The organism is Methylobacterium sp. J-077, from assembly GCF_022829365.1.
Lineage (GTDB): Bacteria > Pseudomonadota > Alphaproteobacteria > Rhizobiales > Beijerinckiaceae > Methylobacterium.
In genome coordinates, this window is sequence record NZ_JAKSYJ010000222.1 from 1 (window position 1) to 26,211 (window position 26,211).

General features: G+C 70.0%; 29 protein-coding genes. 17 read left to right on the top strand and 12 right to left on the bottom strand.

Annotation, left to right across the window (positions count from 1 at the left end; genetic code table 11):
- A partial coding sequence (locus MKL11_RS27695) for an MOFRL family protein (protein WP_279600758.1) occupies nt 1–497 on the top strand: 497 nt, incomplete at its 5' end.
- Nucleotides 463–954, top strand: a complete 492-nt coding sequence (locus MKL11_RS27700) for a DUF1036 domain-containing protein (protein ID WP_243949417.1) — start codon at nt 463–465, stop codon at nt 952–954. The genes MKL11_RS27695 and MKL11_RS27700, both read left to right, overlap by 35 nt.
- Nucleotides 955–962: 8 nt before the next feature.
- Here MKL11_RS27700 and MKL11_RS27705 read toward each other — a convergent pair whose 3' ends face one another.
- Entirely contained in the window at nt 963–1,394 is a 432-nt protein-coding gene (locus MKL11_RS27705) for a DUF2442 domain-containing protein (RefSeq protein WP_243949419.1), read from the bottom strand.
- A gap of 4 nt (nt 1,395–1,398) precedes the next feature.
- On the bottom strand, nt 1,399–1,626 hold the full coding sequence (locus tag MKL11_RS27710; RefSeq protein WP_243949421.1) for a DUF4160 domain-containing protein: 228 nt from the start codon (nt 1,624–1,626) through the stop codon (nt 1,399–1,401).
- A gap of 296 nt (nt 1,627–1,922) precedes the next feature.
- Between MKL11_RS27710 and pyk the strand changes: the two genes are divergently transcribed.
- Complete coding sequence (pyk, locus tag MKL11_RS27715) at nt 1,923–3,359, top strand: pyruvate kinase (RefSeq protein WP_243949423.1); 1,437 nt, start codon at nt 1,923–1,925, stop codon at nt 3,357–3,359.
- Nucleotides 3,360–3,362: 3 nt separating this feature from the next.
- Here the strand turns inward: pyk and MKL11_RS27720 are convergent, their stop codons facing one another.
- From MKL11_RS27720 to ubiG, 6 genes are all read right to left on the bottom strand, one after another.
- A complete protein-coding gene (locus tag MKL11_RS27720; protein ID WP_243949426.1) occupies nt 3,363–4,373 on the bottom strand; it encodes an alpha/beta fold hydrolase in 1,011 nt (336 codons plus the stop codon).
- Nucleotides 4,370–4,966, bottom strand: a complete 597-nt coding sequence (locus MKL11_RS27725; protein WP_243949429.1) for a tetratricopeptide repeat protein — start codon at nt 4,964–4,966, stop codon at nt 4,370–4,372. Before MKL11_RS27725 ends, MKL11_RS27720 begins: the two co-directional genes overlap by 4 nt.
- Before the next feature lie 130 nt (nt 4,967–5,096).
- A complete protein-coding gene (ykgO, locus tag MKL11_RS27730; protein WP_003601867.1) occupies nt 5,097–5,222 on the bottom strand; it encodes a type B 50S ribosomal protein L36 in 126 nt (41 codons plus the stop codon).
- Between the two features lie 165 nt (nt 5,223–5,387).
- The gene (locus MKL11_RS27735; protein ID WP_243949431.1) at nt 5,388–6,005 is read right to left on the bottom strand and encodes a PAS domain-containing protein; all 618 of its coding nucleotides are present in this window, start codon (nt 6,003–6,005) and stop codon (nt 5,388–5,390) included.
- A 140-nt stretch (nt 6,006–6,145) separates the two neighbouring features.
- Nucleotides 6,146–6,718, bottom strand: a complete 573-nt coding sequence (locus tag MKL11_RS27740; RefSeq protein WP_243949433.1) for a YbhB/YbcL family Raf kinase inhibitor-like protein — start codon at nt 6,716–6,718, stop codon at nt 6,146–6,148.
- Nucleotides 6,719–6,764: 46 nt separating this feature from the next.
- Nucleotides 6,765–7,526, bottom strand: coding sequence for a bifunctional 2-polyprenyl-6-hydroxyphenol methylase/3-demethylubiquinol 3-O-methyltransferase UbiG (gene ubiG, locus MKL11_RS27745; protein ID WP_243949477.1), 762 nt, complete (start codon nt 7,524–7,526; stop codon nt 6,765–6,767).
- Between the two features lie 261 nt (nt 7,527–7,787).
- Here ubiG and MKL11_RS27750 point away from each other — a divergent pair, with 261 nt between their 5' ends.
- The 5 genes from MKL11_RS27750 (at nt 7,788) to MKL11_RS27770 (ending at nt 15,388) form a co-directional block, all read left to right on the top strand.
- Entirely contained in the window at nt 7,788–9,023 is a 1,236-nt protein-coding gene (locus tag MKL11_RS27750; RefSeq protein ID WP_243949481.1) for an aspartate kinase, read from the top strand.
- 306 nt (nt 9,024–9,329) lie between these two features.
- Nucleotides 9,330–11,591 (top strand): phosphoenolpyruvate--protein phosphotransferase, encoded by a 2,262-nt coding sequence (ptsP, locus tag MKL11_RS27755; protein ID WP_243949490.1) that lies wholly within the window; start codon nt 9,330–9,332, stop codon nt 11,589–11,591.
- Between the two features lie 224 nt (nt 11,592–11,815).
- Nucleotides 11,816–12,901 (top strand): peptide chain release factor 1, encoded by a 1,086-nt coding sequence (gene prfA / locus MKL11_RS27760; RefSeq protein ID WP_243949492.1) that lies wholly within the window; start codon nt 11,816–11,818, stop codon nt 12,899–12,901.
- Between the two features lie 7 nt (nt 12,902–12,908).
- Nucleotides 12,909–13,802, top strand: a complete 894-nt coding sequence (gene prmC / locus MKL11_RS27765; protein ID WP_243949494.1) for a peptide chain release factor N(5)-glutamine methyltransferase — start codon at nt 12,909–12,911, stop codon at nt 13,800–13,802.
- Nucleotides 13,803–14,221: 419 nt separating this feature from the next.
- Nucleotides 14,222–15,388, top strand: coding sequence for a DUF4167 domain-containing protein (locus MKL11_RS27770; RefSeq protein WP_243949498.1), 1,167 nt, complete (start codon nt 14,222–14,224; stop codon nt 15,386–15,388).
- 81 nt (nt 15,389–15,469) lie between these two features.
- Here MKL11_RS27770 and MKL11_RS27775 read toward each other — a convergent pair whose 3' ends face one another.
- The 4 genes from MKL11_RS27775 to MKL11_RS27790 form a co-directional block, all read right to left on the bottom strand.
- Complete coding sequence (locus MKL11_RS27775) at nt 15,470–16,225, bottom strand: hypothetical protein (protein WP_243949500.1); 756 nt, start codon at nt 16,223–16,225, stop codon at nt 15,470–15,472.
- Nucleotides 16,226–16,235: 10 nt separating this feature from the next.
- Entirely contained in the window at nt 16,236–16,967 is a 732-nt protein-coding gene (locus MKL11_RS27780) for an RlmE family RNA methyltransferase (protein ID WP_243949502.1), read from the bottom strand.
- Nucleotides 16,964–18,046 (bottom strand): Ppx/GppA phosphatase family protein, encoded by a 1,083-nt coding sequence (locus MKL11_RS27785; protein ID WP_243949504.1) that lies wholly within the window; start codon nt 18,044–18,046, stop codon nt 16,964–16,966. The genes MKL11_RS27780 and MKL11_RS27785 overlap by 4 nt, the downstream gene beginning before the upstream one ends.
- A 137-nt stretch (nt 18,047–18,183) precedes the next feature.
- A complete protein-coding gene (locus tag MKL11_RS27790) occupies nt 18,184–18,657 on the bottom strand; it encodes a response regulator (RefSeq protein WP_243949506.1) in 474 nt (157 codons plus the stop codon).
- A 313-nt stretch (nt 18,658–18,970) separates the two neighbouring features.
- Between MKL11_RS27790 and MKL11_RS33230 the strand changes: the two genes are divergently transcribed.
- The 9 genes from MKL11_RS33230 to MKL11_RS27840 all read left to right on the top strand — a co-directional run bounded on the left by MKL11_RS33230 (nt 18,971) and on the right by MKL11_RS27840 (nt 26,056).
- Nucleotides 18,971–19,777: a cold-shock protein gene (locus tag MKL11_RS33230; RefSeq protein ID WP_279600760.1), complete on the top strand. Its 807-nt coding sequence runs from the start codon at nt 18,971–18,973 to the stop codon at nt 19,775–19,777.
- 95 nt (nt 19,778–19,872) lie between these two features.
- Entirely contained in the window at nt 19,873–20,142 is a 270-nt protein-coding gene (locus tag MKL11_RS27805) for a hypothetical protein (RefSeq protein ID WP_243949508.1), read from the top strand.
- Nucleotides 20,143–20,361: 219 nt separating this feature from the next.
- Nucleotides 20,362–20,673: an iron transporter gene (locus tag MKL11_RS27810; protein ID WP_243949510.1), complete on the top strand. Its 312-nt coding sequence runs from the start codon at nt 20,362–20,364 to the stop codon at nt 20,671–20,673.
- Nucleotides 20,670–22,193 carry a PepSY-associated TM helix domain-containing protein gene (locus tag MKL11_RS27815; protein WP_243949512.1) on the top strand — a complete coding sequence of 508 codons (1,524 nt, stop codon included), beginning with the start codon at nt 20,670–20,672 and terminating at the stop codon, nt 22,191–22,193. The genes MKL11_RS27810 and MKL11_RS27815 overlap by 4 nt, the downstream gene beginning before the upstream one ends.
- The gene (locus MKL11_RS27820; RefSeq protein WP_243949514.1) at nt 22,190–22,537 is read left to right on the top strand and encodes a DUF3325 domain-containing protein; all 348 of its coding nucleotides are present in this window, start codon (nt 22,190–22,192) and stop codon (nt 22,535–22,537) included. The genes MKL11_RS27815 and MKL11_RS27820 overlap by 4 nt, the downstream gene beginning before the upstream one ends.
- Before the next feature lie 347 nt (nt 22,538–22,884).
- Complete coding sequence (adh, locus tag MKL11_RS27825; protein WP_243949516.1) at nt 22,885–24,408, top strand: aldehyde dehydrogenase; 1,524 nt, start codon at nt 22,885–22,887, stop codon at nt 24,406–24,408.
- Between the two features lie 358 nt (nt 24,409–24,766).
- Complete coding sequence (locus MKL11_RS27830) at nt 24,767–25,192, top strand: DUF779 domain-containing protein (RefSeq protein ID WP_243949518.1); 426 nt, start codon at nt 24,767–24,769, stop codon at nt 25,190–25,192.
- Nucleotides 25,193–25,208: 16 nt separating this feature from the next.
- Complete coding sequence (locus MKL11_RS27835) at nt 25,209–25,619, top strand: carboxymuconolactone decarboxylase family protein (RefSeq protein WP_243949520.1); 411 nt, start codon at nt 25,209–25,211, stop codon at nt 25,617–25,619.
- Nucleotides 25,616–26,056 (top strand): cupin domain-containing protein, encoded by a 441-nt coding sequence (locus MKL11_RS27840; RefSeq protein ID WP_243949522.1) that lies wholly within the window; start codon nt 25,616–25,618, stop codon nt 26,054–26,056. The genes MKL11_RS27835 and MKL11_RS27840 overlap by 4 nt, the downstream gene beginning before the upstream one ends.
- Nucleotides 26,057–26,211: the final 155 nt, after the last annotated feature.

Below are 26,211 nucleotides of genomic sequence, written 5' to 3' on the forward strand. Positions count from 1 at the left end.
ACGCCCTGGAGGCCGCCGCCTCGGCGGCCCGGGAGGCGGGCTACGAGCCGATCATGCTGGGCGCCGACCTTGAAGGCGAGGCCCGGGAGGTCGCCGCCGTGCATGCCAGCGAGGCCAAGCGCTACAAAGCCGCCGGCCAGCGCGTGGCGCTGATCTCGGGGGGCGAGCTCACCGTGACGATCCGGGGCGAGGGCCATGGCGGCCCCAACCAGGAATACGCCCTGGCGCTCGCCGTGGCGCTCGACGGCGAGCCCGGCATCTTCGGGATCAGCGCCGACACCGACGGCACCGATGGCGGGCGCGGCCTCGCCACCGACCCGGCCGGCGGCCTGGTCGACCCGACCACCCTGGAACGCGCCCGCGCCGCCGGCCTCGACCCGGCCGCGATGCTGGCGCAGAACGATTCGACCGCGTTCTTCGCGGCCCTTGGCGACCTCGTGAACCCCGGCCCGACCCGCACCAATGTCAACGATTGCCGCATCATCCTCGTCGGGTAGGCTTTTGGGGCTGGTGGCCGCGCCGCCGCTCGTACTGTCGGTGGTCCTGGGGATCGGCGTCGCGCTTCTCGGCGCCGGGCCCGCCAAGGCCGACCTGCGCCTGTGCAACCAGACCGCCAGCAAGGTCGGCATCTCGCTGGGTTACCGGGACCCGCAGGGCTGGGTCACGGAGGGCTGGTGGGATCTGGCCCCGAAGGCCTGCGAGACCCTGCTCAAGGGTGCGCTGGCGGCGCGGTTCTACTACGTGTTCGCGGTCGACTACACGCGCGGCGGCGAGTGGAGCGGGCGCTCGCTGATGTGCACCCGCGATTCCGAGTTCACGATCCGCGGCGTCGAGGATTGCCTCGCCCGCGGCTACGACCGGAACGGCTTCTTCGAGGTCGATACCGGCGAGCAGAAGAGCTGGACCATCCAGCTCACCGATCCCAACCGGGCGGACGCGCCGGCCAAGCCGTAGAATGTTCCTCAGGCGGCCTCGGCAGCGTGGTCGAGGCCGATGGCGGCGAGGCGCACGGTCTTGGGAAGCAGGTGCGTGCCGCCCTCATAGTAGCGCCACATCCGGACACTGACGCCAAGTGCGCGTGCGGCTTCGTGCTGCGTCATCCGCGGTACGCGACCGAGCCGCCATGCGTGCAACCACGCGGCCCCCTGTTCCAAGGCGAGCCGCCACAGCGTGTCGGCGGCGATCTCCATATCGTGGGTCCAATGGACATTCCGACCCCATTCCCCGACCGTCACGGTGGCGAACGCATGGGCATCGGCGCGCAGCGGTGCAAACACCGCGAAGGTGTCGAGATGCGCCTCAACATCGACCGGGCTCTCTGCTCCGTTCTTCCAAGTCACGAGCAAGGTCCGCCCCGGCCCGGCGCGAACACCTTTCAGGGTCGGCACATCCATCAGCTCAAGACCTCCGGTTCAGACGGTTCCATGACTCGACGAGCAGCGCGGTGTTATCCTTGGCCCAGGCCATAGCTTCGTCCGCCTGCCGGGCATCCCCCGCCCGTATCCGAAGAGTCTCGATCTCGACGAGCACGCGCCAACCACGACCCTCGATATGAAAATGTGGCGGCTGATGATCGTCGGCGTACATGGCGATCTTGCAATTCGCGAAGCGCATCAGCGTGGGCATGGCACGGCCCTGAGCACCGGACCGAGATGCATTGAAAGGCACTCTATCGACCAGGCCGAAAACGGCAATGATCGCCGCTGACGGGGTCCGTTCGTACGCCCTTGTACAGGGTGTTCCGCTCGAGACTCAGTGCGACCGCTGCGTATGTCGGCAGCCGCAGGCCTTGCCGGGCAATGCGCATCTGCGCCCTTGACGCTGCCCCGGGCGGGATGCCTACACCGCCACCCAACGAACCGAACCGACGCCGCCGCGGGCAGACCGCGCGCGGACGCGGCGGACTACCCGGAGGATCCCGCTTGAAACGCTCGCGCCGCACCAAGATCGTCGCCACCCTCGGGCCGGCCTCGGACTCGCCGGAGATGATCGAACGCCTGTTCCGGGCGGGCGTGGACGTGTTCCGGCTCAACATGAGCCATCTCCCCCGCGAGAAACTGCCCGAGAAGGTCGAGGTGATCCGGGCGATCGAGCGCGAGGCCAAGCACCCGATCGGCATCCTGGTCGATCTGCAGGGGCCGAAGCTCCGGCTCGGCACCTTCGCGGAGGGTGCGGTGATGATCGAGACCGGCGCGACCTTCGTGCTCGACGGCGACCCGACGCCGGGCGATGCCGGCCGCTGCCACCTGCCGCATCCGGAGATCCTGGAGGCGCTGGAGGCCGGCCACGCGATCCTGCTGGACGACGGCAAGCTGCGGCTGACCGTGCTCGAAACCTCCGAAAACCGCGCCGTCACCCGCGTCGAGGTCGGCGGAAAGATCTCGAACCGCAAGGGCGTGTCGCTGCCCCACACGGTGATCCCGGTGCCGGCGATGACCGAGAAGGACCGGGCCGACCTCGATGCCGGCCTGAATGCCGGGGCCGACTGGATCGCCGTCTCCTTCGTCCAGCGGCCCGAGGACGTGGCCGAGGTCAAGAAGGTCTGCGCCGGCCGCGCCCTGGTGATGGCCAAGATCGAGAAGCCACAGGCCCTGACCCGGCTCGACGAGATCATCGAGATCTCGGACGGGCTGATGGTCGCCCGCGGCGATCTCGGCGTGGAGATGCCGCTGGAGCAGGTGCCGGGCGTGCAGAAGCGGATCACCCGCAGCGCACGCCGCTTCGGCAAGCCGGTGGTGGTGGCAACCCAGATGCTCGAATCGATGATCACGGCGCCGGTCCCGACCCGCGCCGAGGTCTCGGACGTGGCGACCGCCGTCTACGAGGGCGCGGACGCCGTGATGCTCTCGGCCGAGAGTGCCTCGGGCGCCTTCCCGGTCGGGGCCGTGGAGACGATGAACCGCATCGCCGAGCAGGTGGAGCGCGATGCGGTCTACTGGTCGATCATCCGGGCGCAGAGCGCGACCCCGGACGAGACCGCCGCCGACGCCATCGCGGCCGCCGCCCACCAGATGGTCGACGCCCTGAACCTCGACGCGATCATGGCCTGGACCAATTCCGGCTCGACCGCCCTGCGCCTGTCGCGCGAGCGCCCCAACGCCACGGTGATCGCCCTCACGCCAAGGCGCGAGACGGCCCGCCGCCTGGCGCTCGCCTGGGGCACGCACCCGATCGTCACCAAGGATGCCAGCGACGTGGACGACATGTCGTTCCGCGCCGCCAAGTTCGCGGTGCGCGAAAAGTTCGCCGCGGTGGGCGACCGGGTGATCGTTGTCGCCGGTCTGCCCTTCGGGACGCCCGGGGCGACGAACCTCGTGCGGCTCACCTTCATCACACGGGAGCATGCCGAGAAGGCGTGAAGTCTATTCCTTGAGAAGAGGAGCGGCCTCGCGCCGCTCCCCGGCGAACCGGGCGATCTCGTCGGTCACGCGCTCTGCGGCCACGAAGTGGAGCATGTGGCCGATACCCGGCAGCAGCACGAGCCGCGCCCCGGGGATCGCCTTCGCCAGGGGGACCGCCTGAGTCTCGCTGCGGACGATCGGATCCGCCTCGCCCGAGATCACCAGGGTCGGGACGCGCAGGTCGCCGTAGCGCGCGCTCTGCGCCGCCAGGGCGGCGGGCAGGCCGACCAGGTCCTGCACGTTGGCGAGCAAGGTTCCGGGCCGCAGCACCAGGGCCGCGCGGACCATCTCCGCATAGCCGGGGACTTCCGGCTGGGGCAGGAACACCCGCTTGGCCGTCTCGGGCAGATAATACTGGGCCAGCGGCGGCCCGATGGTGCGGCTCAGCAGCCAGGCCACGGGCGGCTTCAGCGCGAGGCGCCAGTACCAGGGCAGCACCAGCATCCGGGCCGGCATCGGCATGGCGACCGGGGCCGCGAGGACCAGACCCGAGACACGCTCCGGGTGGTCGAGGGCGAGCGCGAGCGCCAGGGCGCCGGCCCAGGAATGTCCGAACACCACCGCCGGACCGATGCCCATCTTGTCCAGCGTCTCCGCGATGATCCGGGCCTGGACGGCCGGCGCGGCGGCTTCGTCCCCGGCGATCCGGTCGCTCCAGCCGAATCCCGGCCGGTCGAACGCGATCACCCGGAACCCCTGTTCGGCGAGCCTGCGGCCGAATCCCTCCATCGGGTCGGAGGCGTTGGCCGAGGCCCCGTGCAACAGGATGACCGGGGGACCGTCGACCGGCCCGGCCTGGATGGTCGCGAGGCGCCCGCCGGCGATGTCGACGAAGGGACCGGCCGGCGGATACTCCGCACCGACCCGCAGGGCGATGATGAGGCTCGCCACCGCGCCGACCGCGAGAATCAAACCCAGGATCGCGAAGGGCAGGGCGAGGAGCGTGAGGAGCAATCCGGCCACGCGGCTCACAGGTCGCGGCCGTCAACCTCGGGCGCCAGGCGGTCGACCGCCTCGCCGATCTTTTCCATGGTCGGATAGAGCGTCTGCGCCCGGCGGAAGGCCGCCAGCGCCCGGGTCTTGTCGTCGAGGGATTCGTAGATCCGCCCCATGGCGGCCCAGGCCTCGAAATTGCGCGGCTCCAGCACCAGAGCCCGGCGCAGGTCCGCGATCGCGTCGTCCTTGTCGGTCAGGAGCCAGAACACCGTGGCGCGCCGGTTCCACCCCTCGGACCAGTTCGGCTCCAGGGCGGTGACCCGGTCCATCAGCTCGGCCGCCAGGGGAAAGTCGTGGGCCGCGATGGCCTGCCGGGCGCGATCCGTGATCAGGTCCGCGGTCGGGCTGCCGGACACGTCGAGACGGCGCTCGATGAGCTTGGCGATGCCCTTCGCCTCGGCGGGATCCTCGCTGGCGCGCAGGCGCGCGAACAGGTCGTCGAGGCTCACGGGCTTCGGCGCCGGCTTCGCCTCGGGCGCTGCACGACCGGCCCGACCCGCATCCGCGGAGGCCGCTGATACGAGGACCGGCAGGCAGACCAGGGCGGCGAAAAGGCGGATCGGCGTCATCGCTGTAGAGTGTGCGGCGGTGCCGCGCTCGTCAACGTGCCGCGGTGCCGCGCATGCGAAGGCAGCCGCAACCCGGCGGGCGCGGCTGCCTTCGGATAGGATACCCGGCCGAGGCCGGGCGCCGGAGGCTTCAGCCCTGGCGGGCCTTGAAGCGCTTCTGGGTCTTGTTGATCACGTAGACCCGGCCCTTGCGGCGCACGAGCTGGTTGTCGCGGTGGCGGCCGCGCAGGGACTTGAGGGAATTACGGATCTTCATCGGTTTCTCGAGCCCGGGTGGGGCCGTCCATTCACGGGGGATCGGGAACGTGGTCGCGGGGCGGGACGCGACGAACGCGTCCAGCGATCACGGCACACGCATCGCGGGATGGCGCCGCCATATCAGGATTCGCCACCGCAAGGCAAGGCGTCGCAGGTGCGACGCTCAGTGGATGCTGTCGGCGGCCGGCACCGCGGGGCTGCCGACCAATTGCCGCCCGATCTCGTGCAGCAGCGAGTCCATCAGCGGCTTCAGCCGGGCGAAATCGCTCTCCCCGAGGCCTTCGGCCACGGTGAACAGCGCCAGCGCCAGCTCGGCGACCCGGTCGATCCCGCCTCCCGGGGCATCGATCGCGCAGAAGGCGGCCTCATCGATATAGCCATCCCGGCTGCTCTCGGTCACGTCGATGACGATGCCGCGCGCCTCGCTCACGATGCCGTCCGGGCCCATGACGAAACGGCCCCGCGCCAGGACCCAGCGCACGTCGTCGGGCGCCAGCACCGTGCGGTACTGGGCAACGTAGAGCCCGCCGTGGCGCTGCAGATTCTTGACGATCGCCCCGACCCGCGGACGGTCCTGCGGATGGATCCGATCGAAGAACATTGCGTAGGTGGTCCCGCGCCCGGTGGCCGCCCGAGGAATGCCCAGCATCGTGGCGGCGACGGAATCGCAGCGCACGACATCGTCGGCGATCCGCCATTCCCAGGTCCCGACGTTCGAGGCTGCGAGAGCCCGCGCAATGATTTGCGCGTCCCGCCGCCTCGGCTGCGCATCGATACCCACAGATCCCGCCTCCGAAACCGAATGCCCGTAGTTTTCCGCAGAGGCGGTACCAGGTCGATACAGTAGCGTGGCGCGCAACCGCGTTCAACGCGAGCGGCCCGGCCGGCGCGCCTCAATCCCCGCTATCGGAAGACTTCGCGTCAGGCGCGGGTATAGGTGCCGACCAGCCTGCCCCTGCCGATCACCCGTCCACGCATCGCGTCGAGGAGGGCGCCGCGGCCGGGGCTCTCGGGGAGATCGAGGGCGCTTCCGAGGGCATAGAGCTGGAACAGGTAATCGTGGTGCCCGTGGCCGCTCGGCGGATCGGGCGGGAGCCATTCCGGCCGCAGGAAGCTGTTCTTGCCGAGGCTCGTCCCGTTGCCCGGACGATCGGGGCTCGGGAGCGTACCTTCACCGAGGCCGTCGGCGGTGGGCGACAGATTCCACACGATCAGGTGAACGAGCGGTTGCGGCGTCGGGCTGCCGGCATCCTCGACCAGAAGGACCAGCGTGGCGGTGCCGGCCGGTAGGCCGCTCCAGGCGAGCGGCGGCGAGAGGCCGGGCCCGTCCGCAGTGAAGCGGGGAGGGATCTCGCCACCGTCCGGGAAGGCGGGGCTCGTCAGCGTCAGCGTCTCCGGGATATCCGCGAAATCCGCGTGATAGGCGGTCTTGTCGATCCCGGCCTTGAGGCCGGACAGGGCCTCACCGACCGCGTGGGGAATCTTCTCGAGCATGCTCTGGGTCTCCGCTGCGGTCTCAACCACGCAGGGAGGCTCCGGTTCAGCCCCGGCGCTCGGCCGCGACCATATAGTTCACCGCCTTGTCGCGGCTGGTGCGCCAGCCGTCGGTGAGGGGGTTGTAGGCGACGCCGATCGTGTCGGTGACCTCGAGGCCGCCCGCCCGGATGGCGCCGCTGAACTCGTCCGGCGTCACGAACTTCTCCCAGTCATGCGTGCCCCGCGGCAGCCAGCCGAGCACGTACTCGGCGCCAACGATGGCGAGCCCGAAGGAGCGCAGCGTCCGGTTGAGGGTCGCCCCGAACAGCATGCCGCCGGGCTTCACCGCCGCGCAGGCGGTGCGCACGAAGGCCGGCATGTCGGAGACGTGCTCGACCACCTCCATGATCAGCACGGCGTCGAAGCTCCGGCCGGCGGCGACCACGGCCTCGATGGTCTCGCCGCGGTAATCCACCGGCACGCCGGCGGCCTCGGCATGGGCGCGGGCGACCGCGATGTTCTGCTCCGCGGGATCGAGCCCGGTGACTTTCGCGCCGAGCCGGGCGAGCGGCTCCGACAGCACGCCGCCGCCGCAGCCGACATCGCAGAGCGTCAGCCCGTCCAGTGGAAACGGCGTCTGCGGATCCCGGCCGAAGCGCCGGCACAGCGCGTCGCGGATATAGGCCAGCCGCACCGGGTTGAACCGGTGCAGCACCCGCATCGGACCGGCCTCGTCCCACCAGGTGGCGGCGAGGGCGTCGAACCGCGCGACCTCGCCGCGATCGACGAAGCCGTCCGTTCCGGGGTTCGTGGCTACCCTGTCCATGCGCGTTCCGTCCAGAAGAGGCCGTCCGGGCCCGCGCGATGCCCGGCACCCGGCGCTCGACGAGCGATCCGGGTCGGGGCTATCGGCGGGACCTGTCGGGGCCGCCATAGCACGCCTGTCCCGGCCCCGTCGCCGCGGCGCGCCGGCGCCATGCTTGGACGGTTGTTGACACCTCACCGAGCCGCTTGTACCCGCCGGGCACTGTCCGGGACCCGCCAGGGCGGTCCCTCCCCAGGCGCCGGGAACCCGCGAAGAACCATCATGCCCCGTCTGGTGATGAAATTCGGCGGCACCTCCGTCGCCAATGTCGAGCGCATCCGCAACGTGGCCCGCCACGTCGCCCGCGAGGTCGCGGCCGGCTACGAGGTCGCCGTGATCGTGTCGGCGATGTCCGGCAAGACCAACGAGCTGGTCGACTGGGTCAAGGACGCCAACCCGCTCTACGACCCGCGGGAATACGACGCCGTCGTCGCCTCGGGCGAGCTGGTCACCGCCGGCCTGCTGGCGGTCGCCCTGCAGAAGGACGGGATCAAGGCCCGCTCCTGGCAGGGCTGGCAGATCCCCGTGGTCACCTCGGACGCGCACGGCTCGGCCCGCATCGCCGAGATCGACCCGAAGAATCTCGAGGCGGGGTTCGCCAAGGGCGAGGTCGCGGTGATCGCCGGCTTCCAGGGCATCCACCCCGAGACCGGCCGGGTGACCACCCTCGGGCGCGGCGGCTCGGACACCTCGGCGGTGGCCGTGGCGGCCGCGATCCAGGCCGAGCGCTGCGACATCTACACGGACGTGGACGGGGTCTACACCACCGATCCGCGGATCGTGCCGAAGGCGAGGCGCATGGAGCGCGTGACCTTCGAGGAAATGCTGGAGATGGCGTCGCTCGGCGCCAAGGTGCTGCAGGTCCGCTCGGTGGAACTCGCCATGGTCCACCGGGTGCCGACCACGGTCCGATCCTCCTTCGATCCGCCGGACGCAGCGCGCCCGGGCACCCTCATCTGCGACGAGGACGATATCGTGGAACAGCAGATCATCACCGGGATCGCGTTCTCCCGGGACGAGGCGCAGATCACCCTGCGCAGGGTCAAGGACAGCCCCGGCGTGGCCGCCGCCATCTTCGGGCCGCTGGCGGATGCGAACATCAACGTCGACATGATCATCCAGACCGTGTCGGGCGACCAGTCGACCACCGACATGACCTTCACCGTGCCGGCGGCCGAGTACGAGCGCACCCGGGCGATCCTCGACCAGGCCAGCCCGCAGATCGGCTATGCGCAGATCGAGGGCGCCACCGACGTGGTCAAGGTCTCGGCGATCGGCGTCGGGATGCGCAGCCACGCGGGTGTCGCCGCCAAGGCGTTCCGGGCGCTGGCCGAGAAGGGCATCAACATCCGCGCGATCACCACGTCGGAGATCAAGTTCTCCGTGCTGATCGACGCGGCCTATACGGAGCTTGCCGTGCGCACGCTCCACTCGCTATACGGCCTGGATCAGGCCTGAGCCCGGAAGGGTTCAGATTAGCGCGTCGCTCGGCCGGAACGGATGCTGGTCCGGTGACGGGCGCGCCCTGAAACGAGGGCTGGGACAAGGGCCTGGAATCGTGTGCGATCGCAGGGCGATCGGGCGGGGTTTCGGGCGCCGATCGGGTGTCTTGAGCTAGAACAGTCGCGGGCCTTTCCGCAGAACCCGGGGATCGTCCGGGGGCTTGCGGTACGGTCCATCCGGCGCCGGCCGTTTCTCTGTTGGCGCCAAGGTTGCAGGGTGGTCGACGCCAAGGCCGCTCGCCGACGTTGGAACGACGAACCGATGCCCGCTGCGCCCGGAGGCCCGCGCCTGCTGCTGCGCCGCCTCCGCGAAGCGATGGCGGAGCCGGTCAGCCCCCAGGCACGCCTGGACCGCATCGTCGTGCTGATCGCCGCCAACGTGGTGGCCGAGGTCTGCTCGGTCTATGTCCTGCGGGACGACAACACCCTCGAGCTGTTCGCCACCGAGGGCCTCAACCGCGAGGCCGTGCACCAGACGCGCATGCATGCCGACGAGGGCCTCGTCGGCCTGATCGCCCGGACCGCCGAGCCGCTCTCCCTCTCGGACGCGCAGAACCATCCGGCCTTCTCCTACCGGCCGGAGACGGGGGAAGAGGCCTATCACGCCTTCCTGGGCGTGCCGCTGCTGCGGGCCGGCAACACGCTCGGCGTGCTCACCGTCCAGAACAAGACCTACCGGGTCTATTCCGAGGAGGAGATCGAAGCGCTCCAGACCACCGCGATGGTGCTCTCGGAGATGATCGCCTCGGGCGAGCTGGAGGGCCTGGCGCCCGATGCCGGCACCGCCGCCCGCCGCCCCGTCGTCGCCCGCGGTATCGCCCTGGCCGACGGCATCGGACTGGGCCACGTCGTGCTGCACGAACCCCGCGTCGTCGTGAAGACGCTGATCGCCGAGAATGTCGAGCGCGAGGTCGCGCGGCTCGACGCGGCGATCGAGGAGGTCCGGTCGGCCATCGACGCGCTGGTCGAGCGCGGCGACCGGATCGGCACCGCCGAATCGCGCGAGGTGCTGGAGACCGTGCGGATGTTCGCCCACGACAAGGGCTGGCTCCGGCGGATGCGCGAGGCCGTGGCCTCCGGACTGACCGCCGAGGCGGCGGTGGAGCGGGTGCAGTCGGACAACCGCGCTCGGATGATGCGCCAGTCCGACCCGTATCTGCGCGAGCGCCTGCACGATCTCGACGACCTCGCCAACCGGCTGCTGCGCACGTTGACCGGGCCGGAGGCGGGCGGCACCGTCGTCCTGCCCGACAACGCCATCCTGGTGGCGCGCACGATGGGGCCGGCGGCGCTCCTCGACTACGATTCCTCGACGCTGCGCGGCATCGTGCTGGAGGAGGGCGGCCCCACCAGCCACGTCGCGATCGTCGCACGGGCGCTGGGGATCCCGGCGGTGGGCGAGGTCGAGAACGCCTCCGCCCTGTGCGATGCGGGCGATGCCATCATCGTCGATGGCGTCGCCGGCGAGGTCCATGTCCGGCCCGGCCCCGAGGTCGAGGCGGCCTATGCCGAGATGGTGCGGCTGCGCGCGCGCCGGCAGGAGCAGTACCGGGCGCTCCGCGACGTGCCGGCCCAGACGCGGGACGGCGTGCGGGTCGGCATGAACCTCAATGCCGGCCTGCTGGTCGATTTCAGCCACCTGCACGAGACCGGCGCCGAGGGCGTCGGCCTGTTCCGCACCGAATTGCAGTTCATGGTCGCCCAGCGGATGCCCTCGGCCGCAGAGCAGCAGGAACTCTACCGCAAGGTGTTCGCGGCCTCGGCCGGCAAGCCGGTGACGGTCCGTACCCTCGACATCGGCGGCGACAAGATCCTGCCCTACATGGCCAAGCTCGAGGAGGAGAACCCGGCGCTCGGCTGGCGGGCGATCCGGATCGGCCTCGACCGGCCGGCCTTGCTGCGGATGCAGTTGCGCGCCCTGCTGAAGGCCGCCGAGGGCGACCCGCTCAAGATCATGTTCCCGATGGTTGCCACCGTGGACGAGTTCGTCCGTGCCCGCGGCATCGTCGAGCGCGAGAAGGCCTATCTGCGCCGCCACGGCTATCAGCTTCCCACCGAGTGCAAGCTCGGCGCGATGGTCGAGGTGCCGTCGCTGCTGTTCCAGATCGACGAGATCGCGAAAGAGGCCGACTTCCTCTCGGTTGGCTCGAACGACCTGATGCAGTTCCTGTTCGCGGTCGACCGGGAGAACCGCCGGGTCGCCGACCGGTTCGACCCGCTCTGCGTCGCGGCCCTCCGCGCCTTCCGTCTGATCGCCGAGCGGGCCAACGCCGCCGGCTGTCCGGTGACGGTGTGCGGCGAGATCGGCGGCCGGCCCCTCGACGCGATGGCGCTGATCGGGCTGGGCTACCGCAGCCTGTCGATGTCGCCGGCCGCCATCGGCCCGGTCAAGGCGATGGTGCTCAGCCTCGATGCGGGCGCCATCACCGAGCTGATCGACACCGAGATGGCGCGGATGCACGACGGCGATTCCCTGCGCCCGGCGCTCGCCGCCTTCGCGCATGCCCACGGCGTACCTATCTAACCCGCAAGCGACCCTTGCCGAAGGTTCGGCCGGAGTTGTACGGCAGGGCCGCGGCGATTTCGGTCGATGCGCCGCGGCGTCCGCTCTCGAACGAGCGCCGTGTGTCGAATAGGGGGAGCTTTGTTGCCGCGTCGGTCAGCCTTCCGAGTCCGCGCTTCAACCTCTGAGACGAGACCCCGCCCGGCCCGGAACGTCGTGCGCAAAAACCTGCAGAAACACGGGCGATGATCCCCTTTCCCACCGAGCGCCTCGACGCCATCCTGGCGCGGCACGAATTCGTCACCGCGCAGCTCGCCACGGGCGAAGGTGAATCCGAGACCGTGATCCAGCTCTCCCGGGAGCTGTCCGACCTCGACCCCGTGGTGGACGCGATCCGCACCTACCGCGCAGCGCTCGCGAACCTTTCGGATCTCGAGGCGATGATCGACGAGCCGGGCACCGATCCGGAGATGCGCGCGCTGGCCGCCGACGAGAAGCCGGAAGCCCAGGAGCGGCTCGAAGGGGCGCATCGGGCGCTCCAACTCATGCTGCTACCCAAGGATGCCGCCGACGAGAAGAGCGCGATCCTGGAAGTCCGCGCCGGCACTGGCGGCGACGAGGCGGCCCTGTTCGCCGGCGACCTGTTCCGGATGTACGCGAAATACGCCGAGTCGAAGGGCTGGCGGGTCGAGGTGATCTCCGAGAGCGAGGGCACGGTCGGCGGCTTCCGCGAGGTCGTGGCCGAGGTGAAGGGCAAGGGCGTGTTCGCGCGCCTGAAGTTCGAGAGCGGCGCACACCGGGTGCAGCGGGTGCCCGACACCGAGACGCAGGGGCGCATCCACACCTCGGCGGCCACCGTGGCGGTGCTGCCGGAAGCCGAGGAGGTCGACATCACCGTCAACGACGCCGACCTGAAGATCGATACGATGCGCGCCCAGGGCGCGGGCGGACAGCACGTCAACAAGACCGAGTCGGCGATCCGCATCACCCACCTGCCAACCGGCATCGTGGTGTTCGTCCAGGAGGAGCGCTCGCAGCACAAGAACCGCGCCCGCGCCATGTCGCTCTTGCGCGCCCGGCTCTACGACGCCGAGCGGACCGCCAAGGATTCCGCCCGCGCCGCCGACCGGCGGGCGCAGGTCGGGTCCGGCGACCGCAGCGAGCGGATCCGCACCTATAACTTCCCGCAGGGCCGGGTGACCGACCACCGGATCAACCTGACCCTCTACAAGCTGGAGGAGGTCATGGCCGGTACCGCGCTCGACGAGGTGGTCGACGCCCTGATCACCGAGCACCAAGCCGAGCTCCTGGCCGCCGAGGGCATGGCCTGAGCGGATCATGACGGCGGAGACCAGCCAGGGCCTGTCGCGCCGGGCGGCCCTGCGCCGGGGCACAGCCGTGCTGAGCGCGGGCGGCATCGCGGAGGCCGCGGGCGACGCGCGCTTCCTGATGCTGGGCGTCCTCGACTTCGAGACCCGCGACCTCCTGCTCGACGGCGAGAAAACCCTCGGCGCGGACGAGGCGAAAAGCCTCGACGCGGCCCTGGCGCGGCGGCTGTCGGGGGAGCCGGTGGCCCGTATCCTCGGAACCTGGGAGTTTTGGGGGTTGCCGTTCCGGCTGACGCCGGAGACGCTGGTCCCACGCCCCGATACGGAGATTCTCGTCGAAGCGGCTCTGGCGTCCGTGCCGGACCGGACCGCGCCCCTGCGCTGCCTCGATCTCGGCACCGGCTCCGGCTGCATCTTGGTGGCGTTGCTGAGCGAGTGTCCGAACGCCTCCGGAATCGGTCTCGACCGTTCATTGGGCGCCCTGCGCATGGCACGGTACAACGCCACGGTGAACGGGCTCGGCGCCCGGGCGACCTTCGCGGCTGGGGATTGGTGCGACGCCGTCCAAGGCAGTTTCGACCTCGTGGTCTCGAACCCGCCCTACATCGCGCGCGACATCATCCGGCACTTGGACCGCGACGTCCGCCTGCACGATCCGCGCGCGGCCCTCGACGGCGGTCCGGACGGGCTCGACGCCTATCGACGGATCCTCAAGGGCGTTCGGGCCGCCGATCTGCTCGCACCGGGCGGGTCGCTCCTGTTCGAGATCGGCTACGATCAGGCCGATGCCGTGCGCGCCCTCGCGCGAGCCGCGGGCTTCGCGGATCGTGGACTCACGCGGGATCTCGCCGGCCATGACCGGGTGCTGGTGTTCGGCCTTTCATCCGGCCACACGGATGCCTAGATCCGGCACCACGATCGATGCGTTGAGAAAATGCTTGTTGCATCTCTTTGGGAACGCTAGAGTCCGCTTGAAGATCGCGAACGGTTCGTTAAGACGGACTCCTATAGGTCGGCGATGATCTTTGGTCGCTGGTTGGTTCGCTGATCCCCCGTACCGTTGGACTGGAGCGCGCGTGTGAATGCGCGGCGGTCCGACAGCACTCGAACCTGACAATCGACTGGTTTCTGGCGTCTGGCCCGGACGCGCGGTGCGAGGGATGGTCAGGCAGGCGCGCGGACCGCGGAGCGGTCGGATGCGCGGCTTCACCGGGTGCATTTGGCCGGAGCGCGTCTCAAGATCGACGCCGGACGCCCCGAAGAACTGTCGTTTGCGTGAACGAGGGTCACTGAAGACCGATGAGACCAAACCAGAATCGACGGATGCGCGGCCGCAACCGGCCCAAAGGTCCGAACCCGCTGACGCGCTCGTACGAATCCAACGGCCCCGACGTCAAAATCCGCGGCACCGCGCAGCATATCGCCGACAAGTACGCCCAGCTCGCCCGCGACGCGCAGGCGGCCGGCGATCCCGTGGCAGCGGAGAACTATTTCCAGCACGGCGAACACTACTTCCGGATCGTCTCCGGCGCCCAGGAGCAGACCCGCCCGGCCAATACCGGCGGATATGCCAGTCGTTCCTACGAGGACGACATGGACGAGGGGGACGACGAGGGCCAGGGCAACGGTTCCGGCCAGAATGGCCACGCCTATAACGGCTACGACGACAGCGATCTCGGCCAGCAGCCGCAGCCCTACGAGATGCGCCAGGACACGAACCAGGACAGCCGCCAGCAGGGCCGCGACCGGTTCCAGAACCGCGACCAGCGCCGGTTCGACAACAACGGCCGCCAGGATTACCGGCGCCAGGACCAGCCCCGGCAGGATTACCAGCGCCCGGATTCCCAGAGGCAGGATTCCCAGAGGCAGGACTCGCAGCGTCAGGATTATCAGCGTCCGGACTACCGTCAGGATCGCCAGGATAATCGGCAAGAGAACCGCCAAGAGAACCGGCAGGACGGGCGCCAGGATTACGGGCGCCAGGATTACCGGCAGGATCGCCAGGACAACCGGCAAGAGAGCCGCCAAGAGAACCGGCAGGACAATCGCGGCGACCAGAACCGCTACGAGTCCGGCCGTTCCGACACCGGGCGGCCGGATACCCGGCAGCCGGAGAACCGGCAGGACGTTCGGCAGGATGTGCGCTCGGACGAGCGCCAGCCGCGTCGGGCCGAGACCCGGAACGAGGCGGCCCCCCGCAGCGAGACGCCGCGCCAGGCCGAGCCCGCGCCCCGTCGCGAGCGTCGTCGGGAAGCGGTCGCGGCTCCGGTCACCGCCGAGGATCCGGCCAGCCTGCCGGCCTTCCTGATGGCGCCGACCCGTCCGGTAGCGGCGACAACCCCCGTCGAGCAGCCGTCCGTCCCCGCGGTCGAGACCGCCGCCGAGGAAGCACCCGTGAAGCCGCGTCGCCGTCGCCGGCCGCGCTTCGACGGCATCGCTTCGGAAGAGGGCGAGGCGCGGACACCCGCCGAGGACGCACCGACCGAGTAGGCCGGAGCGCCACGGCGGTTTGAAAAGAGCCGCCCCGGGAAACCGGGGCGGCTCTTTTTCGCGCGCCGCGCGGCCCGACAATCAGCCCCCTGAGGCCCGCCAATCCGGATAGGCGTGGACCCGGTGGATCAGGCGGCGACGCCGGCCGATCTCGCCGAACGGGGCGATCTGCCAGTCCCAGGCCTCGGCCGGCTTCGGAAGCGCCACGCCGAACATCAGGTCGTGGCTGTCGGTGACCCCGCCAGCCCGGTCCTCCTCGCGCTGCACCGTATCGGTGATCAGGCAGACCCGTCCGGTCCCGGCGGCCAGCCGGTCGAGGGCGGCGAGATGGGTCTCGACGATCTGCGTTCCGAGCCGCGGCGGCGCCTCCCGTCCGCGGGCCTCATAGGCCTCGATCGGAACGATCGGCAGCTGCGACAGGAGGTTGGCCGAGACGATCAGGTCGGCTTCCGCGCAGATCCTCCACAGGTCGGGATCGGTCAGCCCGGCGCTGATCTCGGCGGTCACGAGCGCGGCGGTGCGGTGCGGCCGCGCCGCCAGCCGCGCCGGCCAGGGATGCACCGCGTCGACCAGGGTCACCCGCTCGAACAGGCCCGCGAGGGCGTCGAGCGGCACGTCGTCGAGGAGCCCTGAGCCCAGCACCACAGCCGAACCCCGTCGTGCCGTCGCCTCGGCGGCCGCGAGGATCACGCCGCGCGCCCGGGTGAGGTGCGGCGCCCAGGCCGCGCGGCAGCGGCGCGACCGGGCGTGGAGCAGGCCGCTCTGGCGAACATAGCCGAGCCGGCGCAGGTGCAGCGGCGCGGGATTGACCAGCGACAGCGCCCACTCGACCAGCATCGGGTCCGGCTCAGGCCTCGTCCGCAGCCGCTGCGGCAGCCCGGGCCGCCGCGCTGCGATAGCCGGTGGCCAGCACGTAGAGCTCGCTCGAATCGGACCGGCTGGCGGCCGGCTTCACGTGGCGCACGGCGGTGAAGTCCCGCTTCAGATCGGCGAGAAGGGCGTTCTCGGTGCCGCCCTGCAGCACCTTGGCGAGATAGGCCCCGCCGGGGCCGAGGATCTCGCGGGCGAACTCGGCCGCGGTCTCGGCGAGCCCGATGATCCGCAGATGGTCCGTCTTCTTGTGGCCGGTGGCGTTGGCGGCCATGTCGGACAGGACGATATCGGCCGGACCGCCGAGCAGAGCGGTGAGCCGGGCCGGCGCCTCGGGATCGAGGAAGTCGAGGGTGATGAACTCGACCCCCGGCATCGGCTCGATCTCCAGCAGATCGATGCCGACGACGCGGCCCGTGGCCCCGACGATCCGCGCCGCGACCTGCGACCAGCCGCCGGGCGCCGCACCGAGATCGACCACCCGCTGGCCGGGCTTGAGCAGCTTGTAGCGCTCGTCGATCTCGATCAGCTTGTAGGCCGCGCGGGAGCGATAGCCCTCGCGCTTGGCCCGGGCGACGTAGGGATCGTTGAGCTGGCGCTCCAGCCACCGCTTCTGCGACAGGGTCCGGCCGCGCCCGGTCTTCACCCGCTGCTTGAGATCGCCGCGCACGCCCCCGGTGGAGCCCGCGCCGCCGCGCCGGTCGCTCATCGAACCGCTTTCCGGTTCCAGACGCCGTCTTCCCGCATCATGTTCATCAACAACCCTTCGCGCAGGCCCCGGTCGGCGATGCGCAGGCGGTCCGACGGGAAGGCTCGCCGGATCGCTTCCAGGATCGCGCAGCCCGCCAGTACCAGATCCGCGCGGTCGCGTCCGATGCAGGGATTGTCGGCCCGCTGCTCCAGCCGTGTGTCGAGCAGATCGTCGATGGCGGTCGAGACCTCGTCGTCGCTCATCCACAGGCCGTCGACCCGCCGCCGCTCGTAGCGCGCTAGGCGCAGATGCATCGCCGCGATGGTCGTCACCGTGCCGGAGGTGCCGAGCAGGTGGAAATGCGGTGCCGTGGCCGCCGCCGCCGCCCGGAGCGCGAAGGCGGAGAGCTTCTCCGCCACTTCCTCGACCATGCCCTCGAACATCCGCCGGGTGACCTCCGCGCCGCCGTGGCGCTCGGCCAGGGTCACCACGCCCACCGGCAGGGAATCCCAGGCGCGGATCCGCAGCGTCGGGTCGGTGGACGGATTGGCGGCCTCGCCGTCGAGCCAGGCGATCTCGGTGGAGCCGCCGCCGATGTCGAAGATCACGACGGATTCGGCGTCCGGGTCGGCCAAAGCCGCGCAGCCGGTCACCGCCAGATACGCCTCGGTCTGCCGGTCGACGATCTCCAGATCGAGGCCGACGCCGCGCCGGACGCGCTCGACGAAGGCGGCGCCGTTCACCGCAAGCCGGCAGGCCTCCGTGGCGATCACCTTGGCCCGCCGCACGCCCCGTGTCTGCATCTTGGTCCGGCAGATGCGCAGGGCCTCGACGGTGCGCTCGATCGCGGCCTCGTTGAGACGGTCGGAGGTGCCCAGGCCCTCGCCCAGGCGGACGATGCGGGAGAAGGCGTCGATCACCCGAAAGCCGCTGAAGGTCGGCTCGGCGATCAGCAGGCGGCAATTGTTCGTGCCGAGGTCCAGCGCCGCGTAGGCGACGCGCCTGCGGTCGCGGCCCGGCATCTGGGCCGTCGGCTGGAGCGGCGCTGCGCCGGTCGAGGTGCGGGACGGCGCGGCCGCAGCGGTCTCGTCCCTCATCGGCGCGGCCGTCGGTCCTTCGGGTCGGCCACGAGCATCGCGCTCGGCCATTCTTAGACACGGACCCTACAGGGTCGGTCGGGAACTGCAACGTCCGATCGTCGCGGGCTCGGACGACGGCCTTCAAGCGACGGCCTTCAAGCGACGGCCTTCATGGCGCTGGCCCGCCGCGGGATCGGCCGCAGCAGGCTCTTGACCTGCGAATAGGGCCGCGGCCGATTGATCACCTCGTCGAGCCGGGACCACAGGGTCTTGGGCGAGAACGGCTTGGCGATGATCTCGTTGACGCCCAGCGCGACCGCCCGGTCGACCACGTTGCGGCGCGGCTGGGCGAGCATCAGGATGATCGGGATGGTGGGGCAGGGGGAGGTCGCCGGCGTGCGCGCCAGCCGGATGAACTCTTCCCCCGACAGAATCGACAGATCCCAGTCGATAATACTGATATCGGGCTTGCTCTCGGCCAGCACGCCCAGGGCCTCGGCGCCGTCCGGCGCCTCCAGCACGCGCTTGATGCCCACTCGCATGAGCATGTCGCGCACGATTCGCCGGATATAGAGGCTCTCGTCGACCACGAGGGCCGAGAGATCGGGGAAGGTCGGAGTCGCGATCATGGCCGGGTGCCGTTGCGGGGCGCGCCGCGAGTCTAGCCGAACAGCCTTTGCGTTTCGCTAACGCCCTTGCCCGAAAGGCGAACGCCCCGATCATCAGCTCCGTCGATCTGCGTTGTTTACCGCAAGAAAGTAACGAAACGGGCGCGTCTTGGCCAAGAAGGTCCTTGCGGTCAAGGCCCGATTGCGTCAGGACTGGGGCGTTATTCTTGGTTACCGCGACCGGGGGTAATGATAGTGCGGGGCGTGGGCTGTCTGGGATGGCGCGCACGCGGTATTCAAGACCAGGGCGGCGGACGGTTTTTGCGAGCTTTCGATGGGACGTGGTCGTGATTTCAGGGGGCCGCAGAAGCGCGGCTTCGACGAGGCTGGCGAGCCGAGATGGCCTGATCAGGCTCCCCCCAGCGGCGGATACGGCGGTGGTGGATTCGGTGGTGGCGGCGGCGGCGGTTTCGGTGGTGGCGGTTTCGACCGTGGCCCGGCCCGCGGCGGTGCGGCACCGGTCGCAACCGGGCCGGAGCGCGATGCGACGGTCAAGTGGTTCAACAAGGAGAAGGGCTTCGGCTTCGTCGAACTCGGTGACGGGTCGGGCGATGCCTTCCTTCACATCCGCGCCGTCGAGGCTGCCGGCCACGCCGATCTGATGCCGGGCACCCGGCTGACGGTCACGACGGCCCAAGGCCAGAAGGGCCCGCAGGTCACGAGCGTCACCAGCGTCGACACCTCCACGGCCGAGGCGCCTGCGCCCCGGCGCGAGCTGCGCCCGCGCACCGGCGGCTTCGGCGGCGACCGCTTCGGCGGCGGCGGTGGCGGCGGCTACGGTGGTGGTGCCGGCGGCGGTTACGGCGGCGGCGGCGGTGGTGGCTATGGTGCCGGTGCTGGCGGCGGTGGCCGCGCGGCTTCCGGCCCCTCGGTCGAGATGAGCGGCACCGTGAAGTGGTACGATCCCGCCAAGGGTTTCGGCTTCGTCTCGGTCAATGACGGCGGCAAGGACGTGTTCGTCCACCGTTCGGCTCTGTCCCGCGCCGGCCTCGAATCGCTGGCCGAAGGCCAGCAGGTCACCCTCGGCGTCGTCGAGGGCCAGAAGGGCCGTGAGGCTTCGAGCATCAACGTCGAAGATTGATCGGTCCCGCGGCCGTCTTGCTGCCGCGATCCGTGAGAATGCTGGAAGGCGGAGATCCCAGGCGGGGTCGCCGCCTTTCACGTTTCGGGACCGCCATGCGCCGCCTGCTGATGCCCACGATCCTGCTCGTTCTCGCGAGCGTCCCCGTTCGGGCCGAGGATTTCAGCGGCTTCTACGCGGGCGTCAACGCCGGCTACGCTGCGGGAAAGGACCGCGACCGCGTCGTGACGGCGCCCACCGCTGGAGCGGGCGCCGGCTCCGACCGTCCCGGCACCGGCACCGATCTGCCGCCGAGCGCACGCAGCGCCGCCGCCGGCGCTCAGCGATCGGGCCGGACCGGTTCCGGCGCCACGGCCGGACACTGACCCACGCCACGGCGAGCCCTCTCAAGCATCGTGCCGCATGTCGATCCCCTGGACGCAGCCTCGGTCAGGCGGACATCGGATGAATGACGCGCGAAGATCGGCCGTGTCCTCCTAAGCGGCTCGCGGAACACTGGAATCGTTCCCAAACATAGCCGTTGCGAGTCCCGGCCCGCCGCTGCTACGCCGCGGCATGGGATCACGAAACCGGCAGGCCGCGCGATGAGCACCCGCTCCATGTCGGGCCTGACCCACCGTCTGGCGGTGGCCGGACGTGTCGTGCTGGCGGCTTTCGGCGGCTACGGAGTCGCGGCGCTGTCGGCGATGCTCCTGGCGCTCGCCCTGCCGATGCCGCGCTCCGAGGCGGTCTCGACCGGGACGCTCGCGAGCTTCGCGATCATGGCCGGGGCGGTGGTCTGGGTCTTTGCGGCCCGGACCCTGGGGCGTGCGGCGCTCGTCCTCGGGCTGGTCGCGGCCTCACTGGCGGCCGGCCTCTGGCTGGCCGGGGCGTTCAGCGCGGCGAACGCCCCATGAGCCGTCCGAAGAAAAGCCTCCGGCAGTCGATGGCGTGGCTGCATACCTGGTCCGGCCTGGTGGTCGGCTGGGTGCTGTTCGCGATCTTCGTGACCGGGACGGCGAGCTACTACCGCACCGAGATCTCGCACTGGATGCGGCCGGAGCTGTCCGAGACGCCGGCCGATCCCGCCGCCGCGGCCAACCGGGCCGCCGCCTATCTGGCGCGGCAGATGCCGGATGCCATCGGCTGGTCGATCCGGCCTCCGACGGCGGAGAACCCCGCGGTCGAGGTCTATTGGTGGAACAACCCGGACGGGCCGTATCACCATGCGCTCCTTGATCCCGCCACCGGCGAGGCGTCGCGGGCGCGTGATACGAAGGGTGGCGATTTCCTCTACCGCTTCCACTTCGAGCTGGCCCTGCCGCCGGTCTGGGGCCGCTGGATCGTCGGGACCTGCGCGATGATCCTGCTGATCTCGCTGATCAGCGGGATCGTCACCCACCGGCGCATCTTCGCCGATTTCTTCACGTTCCGGCGGGACAAGTCGGCCCAGCGCGGCTGGCTCGACGCCCACAACGTCGTCGGCGTGCTGGCGCTGCCGTTCCACCTGATGATCGTCTACACCGGTCTGATCGAGCTCGGGCCGATGCTGATGCCCTGGGGCGTCCAAGCGGCCTATCGGCACGACATCCTGGCCTACTACGCCGAATCCGGGATCATGGCCGCGACCAGAACGCCCGCGGGCCGGCCTGGCACCCTGATTCCGCTCGGCGAGATCGTGGCGCGGGCGATCGACGCCCACGGCGAGTCCCCCGAGGTCGTGTTGGTGACGATGCCGGGCGATGCGGCGTCGAGCGTCACGGCGTTCTTCGAGGAACCGCCCGGCCTCGCGCATCTGCATCCGCAGATCGTCTATGCGGGCGATACCGGCGCCGAACTGTCCCGGACCGGCGATGTCGGCGCGGCGACCCGCACCGGCGCCGTGATGATCGGCCTGCACGAGGCGCATTTTGCCGCCGCGCCCCTGCGCGTGCTGTTGTTTCTCTGCGGCGTGATGGGCGCCGCGACCATCGCCTCCGGCCTCGTGCTCTGGACCGTCGCGCGCGCGCCGAAGGGCGCGGATCCGGCGGGCTTCGGCCTGCGGCTCGTGCGCGTGCTGAATCTCGGCACCATCGCCGGGCTTCCCACCGGCCTGGCCGCCTACTTCCTGGCCAATCGCCTGTTGTCCCTGGACCTTGCCGGCCGGGCGAGCTGGGAGGTGCGCGGCTTCTTCGCCGCCTGGATCCTCGCCGCCCTCGCGGCGATCCTCTACCCGAAGGCCAAGGCCTGGCCCGCCGCCCTCGGGGTGTCGGCACTCGCCTTTCTGGCGATCCCGGTCGTCGACGCGTTCACCATCGGCGAGGCTCGGTTCCTCGGGTTCGATGCGGCGATGCTGGTCGTGGCCATCCTCCTCGCCCTCGGCGCACGCCTCGCGGCCAGGGCGCCGAGCCGGCTGCGGGCGGCCCGGCCGAACCTGTCGCGGACGGTGGAAGCGTGACCGCCTCCGCCCTGGCCCTGAGCCTGTGCCTCAGCTTCTCCAGCTTCGCGGCCCTGGCGCTCAGCCTCGACCGGCACCACCGCGCCGTGTTCCGCGTGGCCGCGCCCCGCAGCCGGGTCCGGAGCCTGCGCGCCGCCGGATGGTCGGGGCTCGCCGTGTCGTTGGCCGCCTCCATCGCTTGCAGCGGCTGGAATTTCGGTCCGGTCCAATGGATCGGCGGTCTCACCGGGGCGGCGCTGCTGGTGGTGGCGGTGATGTCCTACCGGCCGGCCTGGCTGCGGGCCGCGGCGGTCGCGGCGCTGCCGCTGGCGATGATCGCCCTGACATTCGCCCTGGGGGCTTAGGACCCGATCGCCGAGCCTACAGTCAAGGTCAGAGATCCGTCATGGGACGAACACCGCAGTGTTGGTCGAACAATCGCCGATCGCACAGGGCAAAAAATCCGATTCTTGCGGCAGAACGGGCTGCCTCGGGTTGACCGAAGATTGTCCTCTCGCGCTCCTGATCGGGAGGGCGTAGGATCAGCCCACTCGCGCACTGGCCAAAAGTCCACCTTGATTCGGCACGCCAAAAGCCATTGGCTGCCGTCAGAGCCGAACCGGACGCCGCCGATCGAATCGGCCGTCCGCGTCCTAGCTTCAGCCCAAGAGCCGCGGTTCGCGAGGCCGGGGCCTATGGAGGGAATACAGCCATGAACAAGCCGGAATTCCTCGGCGACGCCCGGACCAGGTCGCCGTTCTCGGCCCGCTACGACAACTTCATCGGCGGCCAATGGGTCGCCCCGACGGCCGGCCGCTACTTCGAGAACACCTCGCCGATCACCGGCAAGGTGATCTGCGAGGTCGCCCGCTCCGACGCCTCCGACATCGACAAGGCGCTGGACGCCGCCCACGCGGCCAAGGAATCCTGGGGCCGCACCGCCCCAGCCGAGCGTGCCCGCATCCTGAACAAGATGGCCGACCGGATGGAGGAGAACCTCGATCTGATCGCGCTCGCCGAGACCTGGGACAACGGCAAGCCGATCCGCGAGACCACCAACGCCGACATCCCCCTGGCGATCGACCATTTCCGCTACTTCGCCGGCTGCGTCCGCGCGCAGGAAGGCTCGATCTCCGAGATCGACCACGACACGGTGGCCTACCACTTCCACGAGCCGCTGGGCGTCGTCGGCCAGATCATCCCGTGGAACTTCCCGATCCTGATGGCGGTCTGGAAGCTCGCCCCGGCGATCGCAGCCGGCAATTGCGTGGTGCTCAAGCCCGCCGAGCAGACCCCCGCCTCGATCCTGGTGGTGATGGAGCTGCTGGCCGACCTGCTGCCCCCGGGCGTGATCAACATCGTCAACGGCTTCGGCCTCGAGGCCGGCAAGCCGCTGGCCTCCTCGCCGCGCATCGCCAAGATCGCGTTCACCGGTGAGACCACCACCGGCCGCCTGATCATGCAGTACGCCTCGCAGAACCTGATCCCGGTGACCCTGGAGCTGGGCGGCAAGTCGCCGAACATCTTCTTCGCCGACGTCGCCAACGAGGACGACGACTTCTTCGACAAGGCCCTGGAGGGCCTGACGATGTTCGCCCTCAACCAGGGCGAGGTCTGCACCTGTCCGAGCCGCGCGCTGGTGCACGAGTCGATCTACGACCGCTTCATGGAGCGGGCGGTGAAGCGCGTCGAGGCGATCACCCAGGGCTCGCCGCTCGACCCGGCCACGATGATCGGCGCCCAGGCGTCGGGCGAGCAGATGGAGAAGATCCTCAGCTACATCGATATCGGCCGCCAGGAAGGCGCCGAGCTGCTCACCGGCGGCGCGCGCAACGTCAAGGACGGCGAGCTGGCCGAGGGCTTCTACGTGCAGCCGACGGTGTTCCGCGGCCACAACAAGATGCGGATCTTCCAGGAGGAGATTTTCGGGCCGGTCCTGTCGGTCACGACCTTCAAGGACGATGCCGACGCGCTGGCGATCGCCAACGACACGCTCTACGGCCTCGGCGCCGGCATCTGGACCCGGGACGGCACCCGCGCCTACCGGTTCGGCCGGGCGATCCAGGCCGGCCGGGTCTGGACCAACTGCTACCACGCCTACCCGGCCCACGCGGCCTTCGGCGGCTACAAGCAGTCCGGCATCGGCCGCGAGACCCACAAGATGATGCTCGATCACTACCAGCAGACCAAGAACATGCTGGTCAGCTACTCGGCCAAGAAGCTCGGATTCTTCTGAGCCCTGGTCCGGGTTAATCCCCCGAGCCGACTTCGCCCCGGCCTCACGGCCGGGGTTTTTTCGTTGGGGGGTGCGATCGACCTGTTCGTCCCGGGCCGCGTATGCGAGCGCGACCGCCGGTGCCCCTCGGGATATCCTAACCACCCCCTATCCTGAGGTGCTGCGCGGCAGCCTCGGAGGAGGGCTCCAGGGATCGCGCGGCCGGCTGGCGGGCTCCTTCGAGGCCTCCCCGGCGCCTCCGGCACCTCAGGATGAGGGCGAGGATGGGAATGTCCGATTTGGCAGCAGGTCAGATCCGGTGCGTCATGGAAATCGGGATCCCAGCACGCATATTTAATAATGAGCAGGGGAGGGCAGCATGAGTGCGGTTTCCACGCGAGACGCCACCACCGCGGAGCAGACCGGGGCCGACGGCACGCCGCTGCGGGTCACCGCCACCCCGACGGCGCTCGCGCTGATCGACGAGTTGCGGGGGGAGTACGGCCCGGTGATGTTCCACCAGTCCGGCGGCTGCTGCGACGGGTCCTCGCCGATGTGCTACCCGGTCGGCGACTTTCTCGTGAGCGACGGCGACGTCCATCTCGGCACCGTCGGCGGTGCCGACTTCTTCATCAGCCGGTCGCAGTTCGGGGTCTGGAAGCATACCCACCTGATCCTCGACGTGGTGCCGGGGCGCGGCGGCATGTTCTCTCTGGAAAACGGCCGCGAGAAGCGCTTCCATATCCGCTCGCGCCTGTTCACCGAGGCCGAGAACCGGGCCCTCGACGGGGCGTGCAAGCTCTGAGGCGGGGAGGGGATCGATGGCGACCGTGAAGCTCTGGAGCGATGCCGAGGCGGAGGCCGACCCGCGCGTGCGGGCAGTGTTCGCCGACATCCGGGCGACCCGGGGTTCGGATTTCGTGAACAACTTCTGGCGCGGCCTCGCCAACGATCCGGGCCTGCTGGAGCGGACCTGGACCAGCCTCAAGGTGGTGATGGGGCCGGGCAGCCTCGACCCGCTGACCAAGGAACTGGTCTACATCGCGGTCTCGATCGCCAATGGCTGCCCTTACTGCATCCATTCTCATACCGCCGCGGCCGGCGCCAAGGGCCTGACCCCGGAGCAGCACGGCGAGTTCCTGGCGGTGGTCGGCATGGCGAACCAGACCAACGCCCTGGTCAACGGCCTGCAGATTCCCGTGGATGCCGCGTTCAAGGTGGGCGAGTCATGACCGACGCAGCCGAGACGTCACGGCCGGGCCTGGTGGTCCTGCGCGAGAGCGCGCCGTTCCGCGGTAAGCAGGGGCACATCTATCGCCCGGCGATCTCGGCCGAGGCGGTCGGAGCCAAGGCCCTGCACATGCAGCTCCTTGAGATCCCGCCGGGCGAGCGCGCCCACGCCCACAAGCACCAATCGCACGAGACCGCGATCCACGTCCTGTCCGGAATCTCCGGATGCTTCTGGGGCGAGCGCCTGGAGAACCACGTGATCGCCGGGGCCGGCGAGTTCGTCTACATCGCCGCCGACGTACCGCACTTGCCCTACAACCGCAGCCGGACCGAGCCGGTCACCGCGGTGATCGCCCGGACCGATCCGAACGAGCAGGAGAGCGTGGTCCTGCTGCCGGAGCTCGAGGCCGGGGTCGATTGGTCGATGGCCGAGGGGTAGGTGTCACAGGTTTGAGGCGGCGGTCGATGACGGAGCGCGACATGCCCCCTCTCCCGCACGGGAGAGGGGACCCACGCTTTCTCCTGGTACTTAGGCCTGTCGGTGGCGGAACCTGCGCCCGTCCCATCGTAGGCCGAAGGGCAACAGGTCGATGG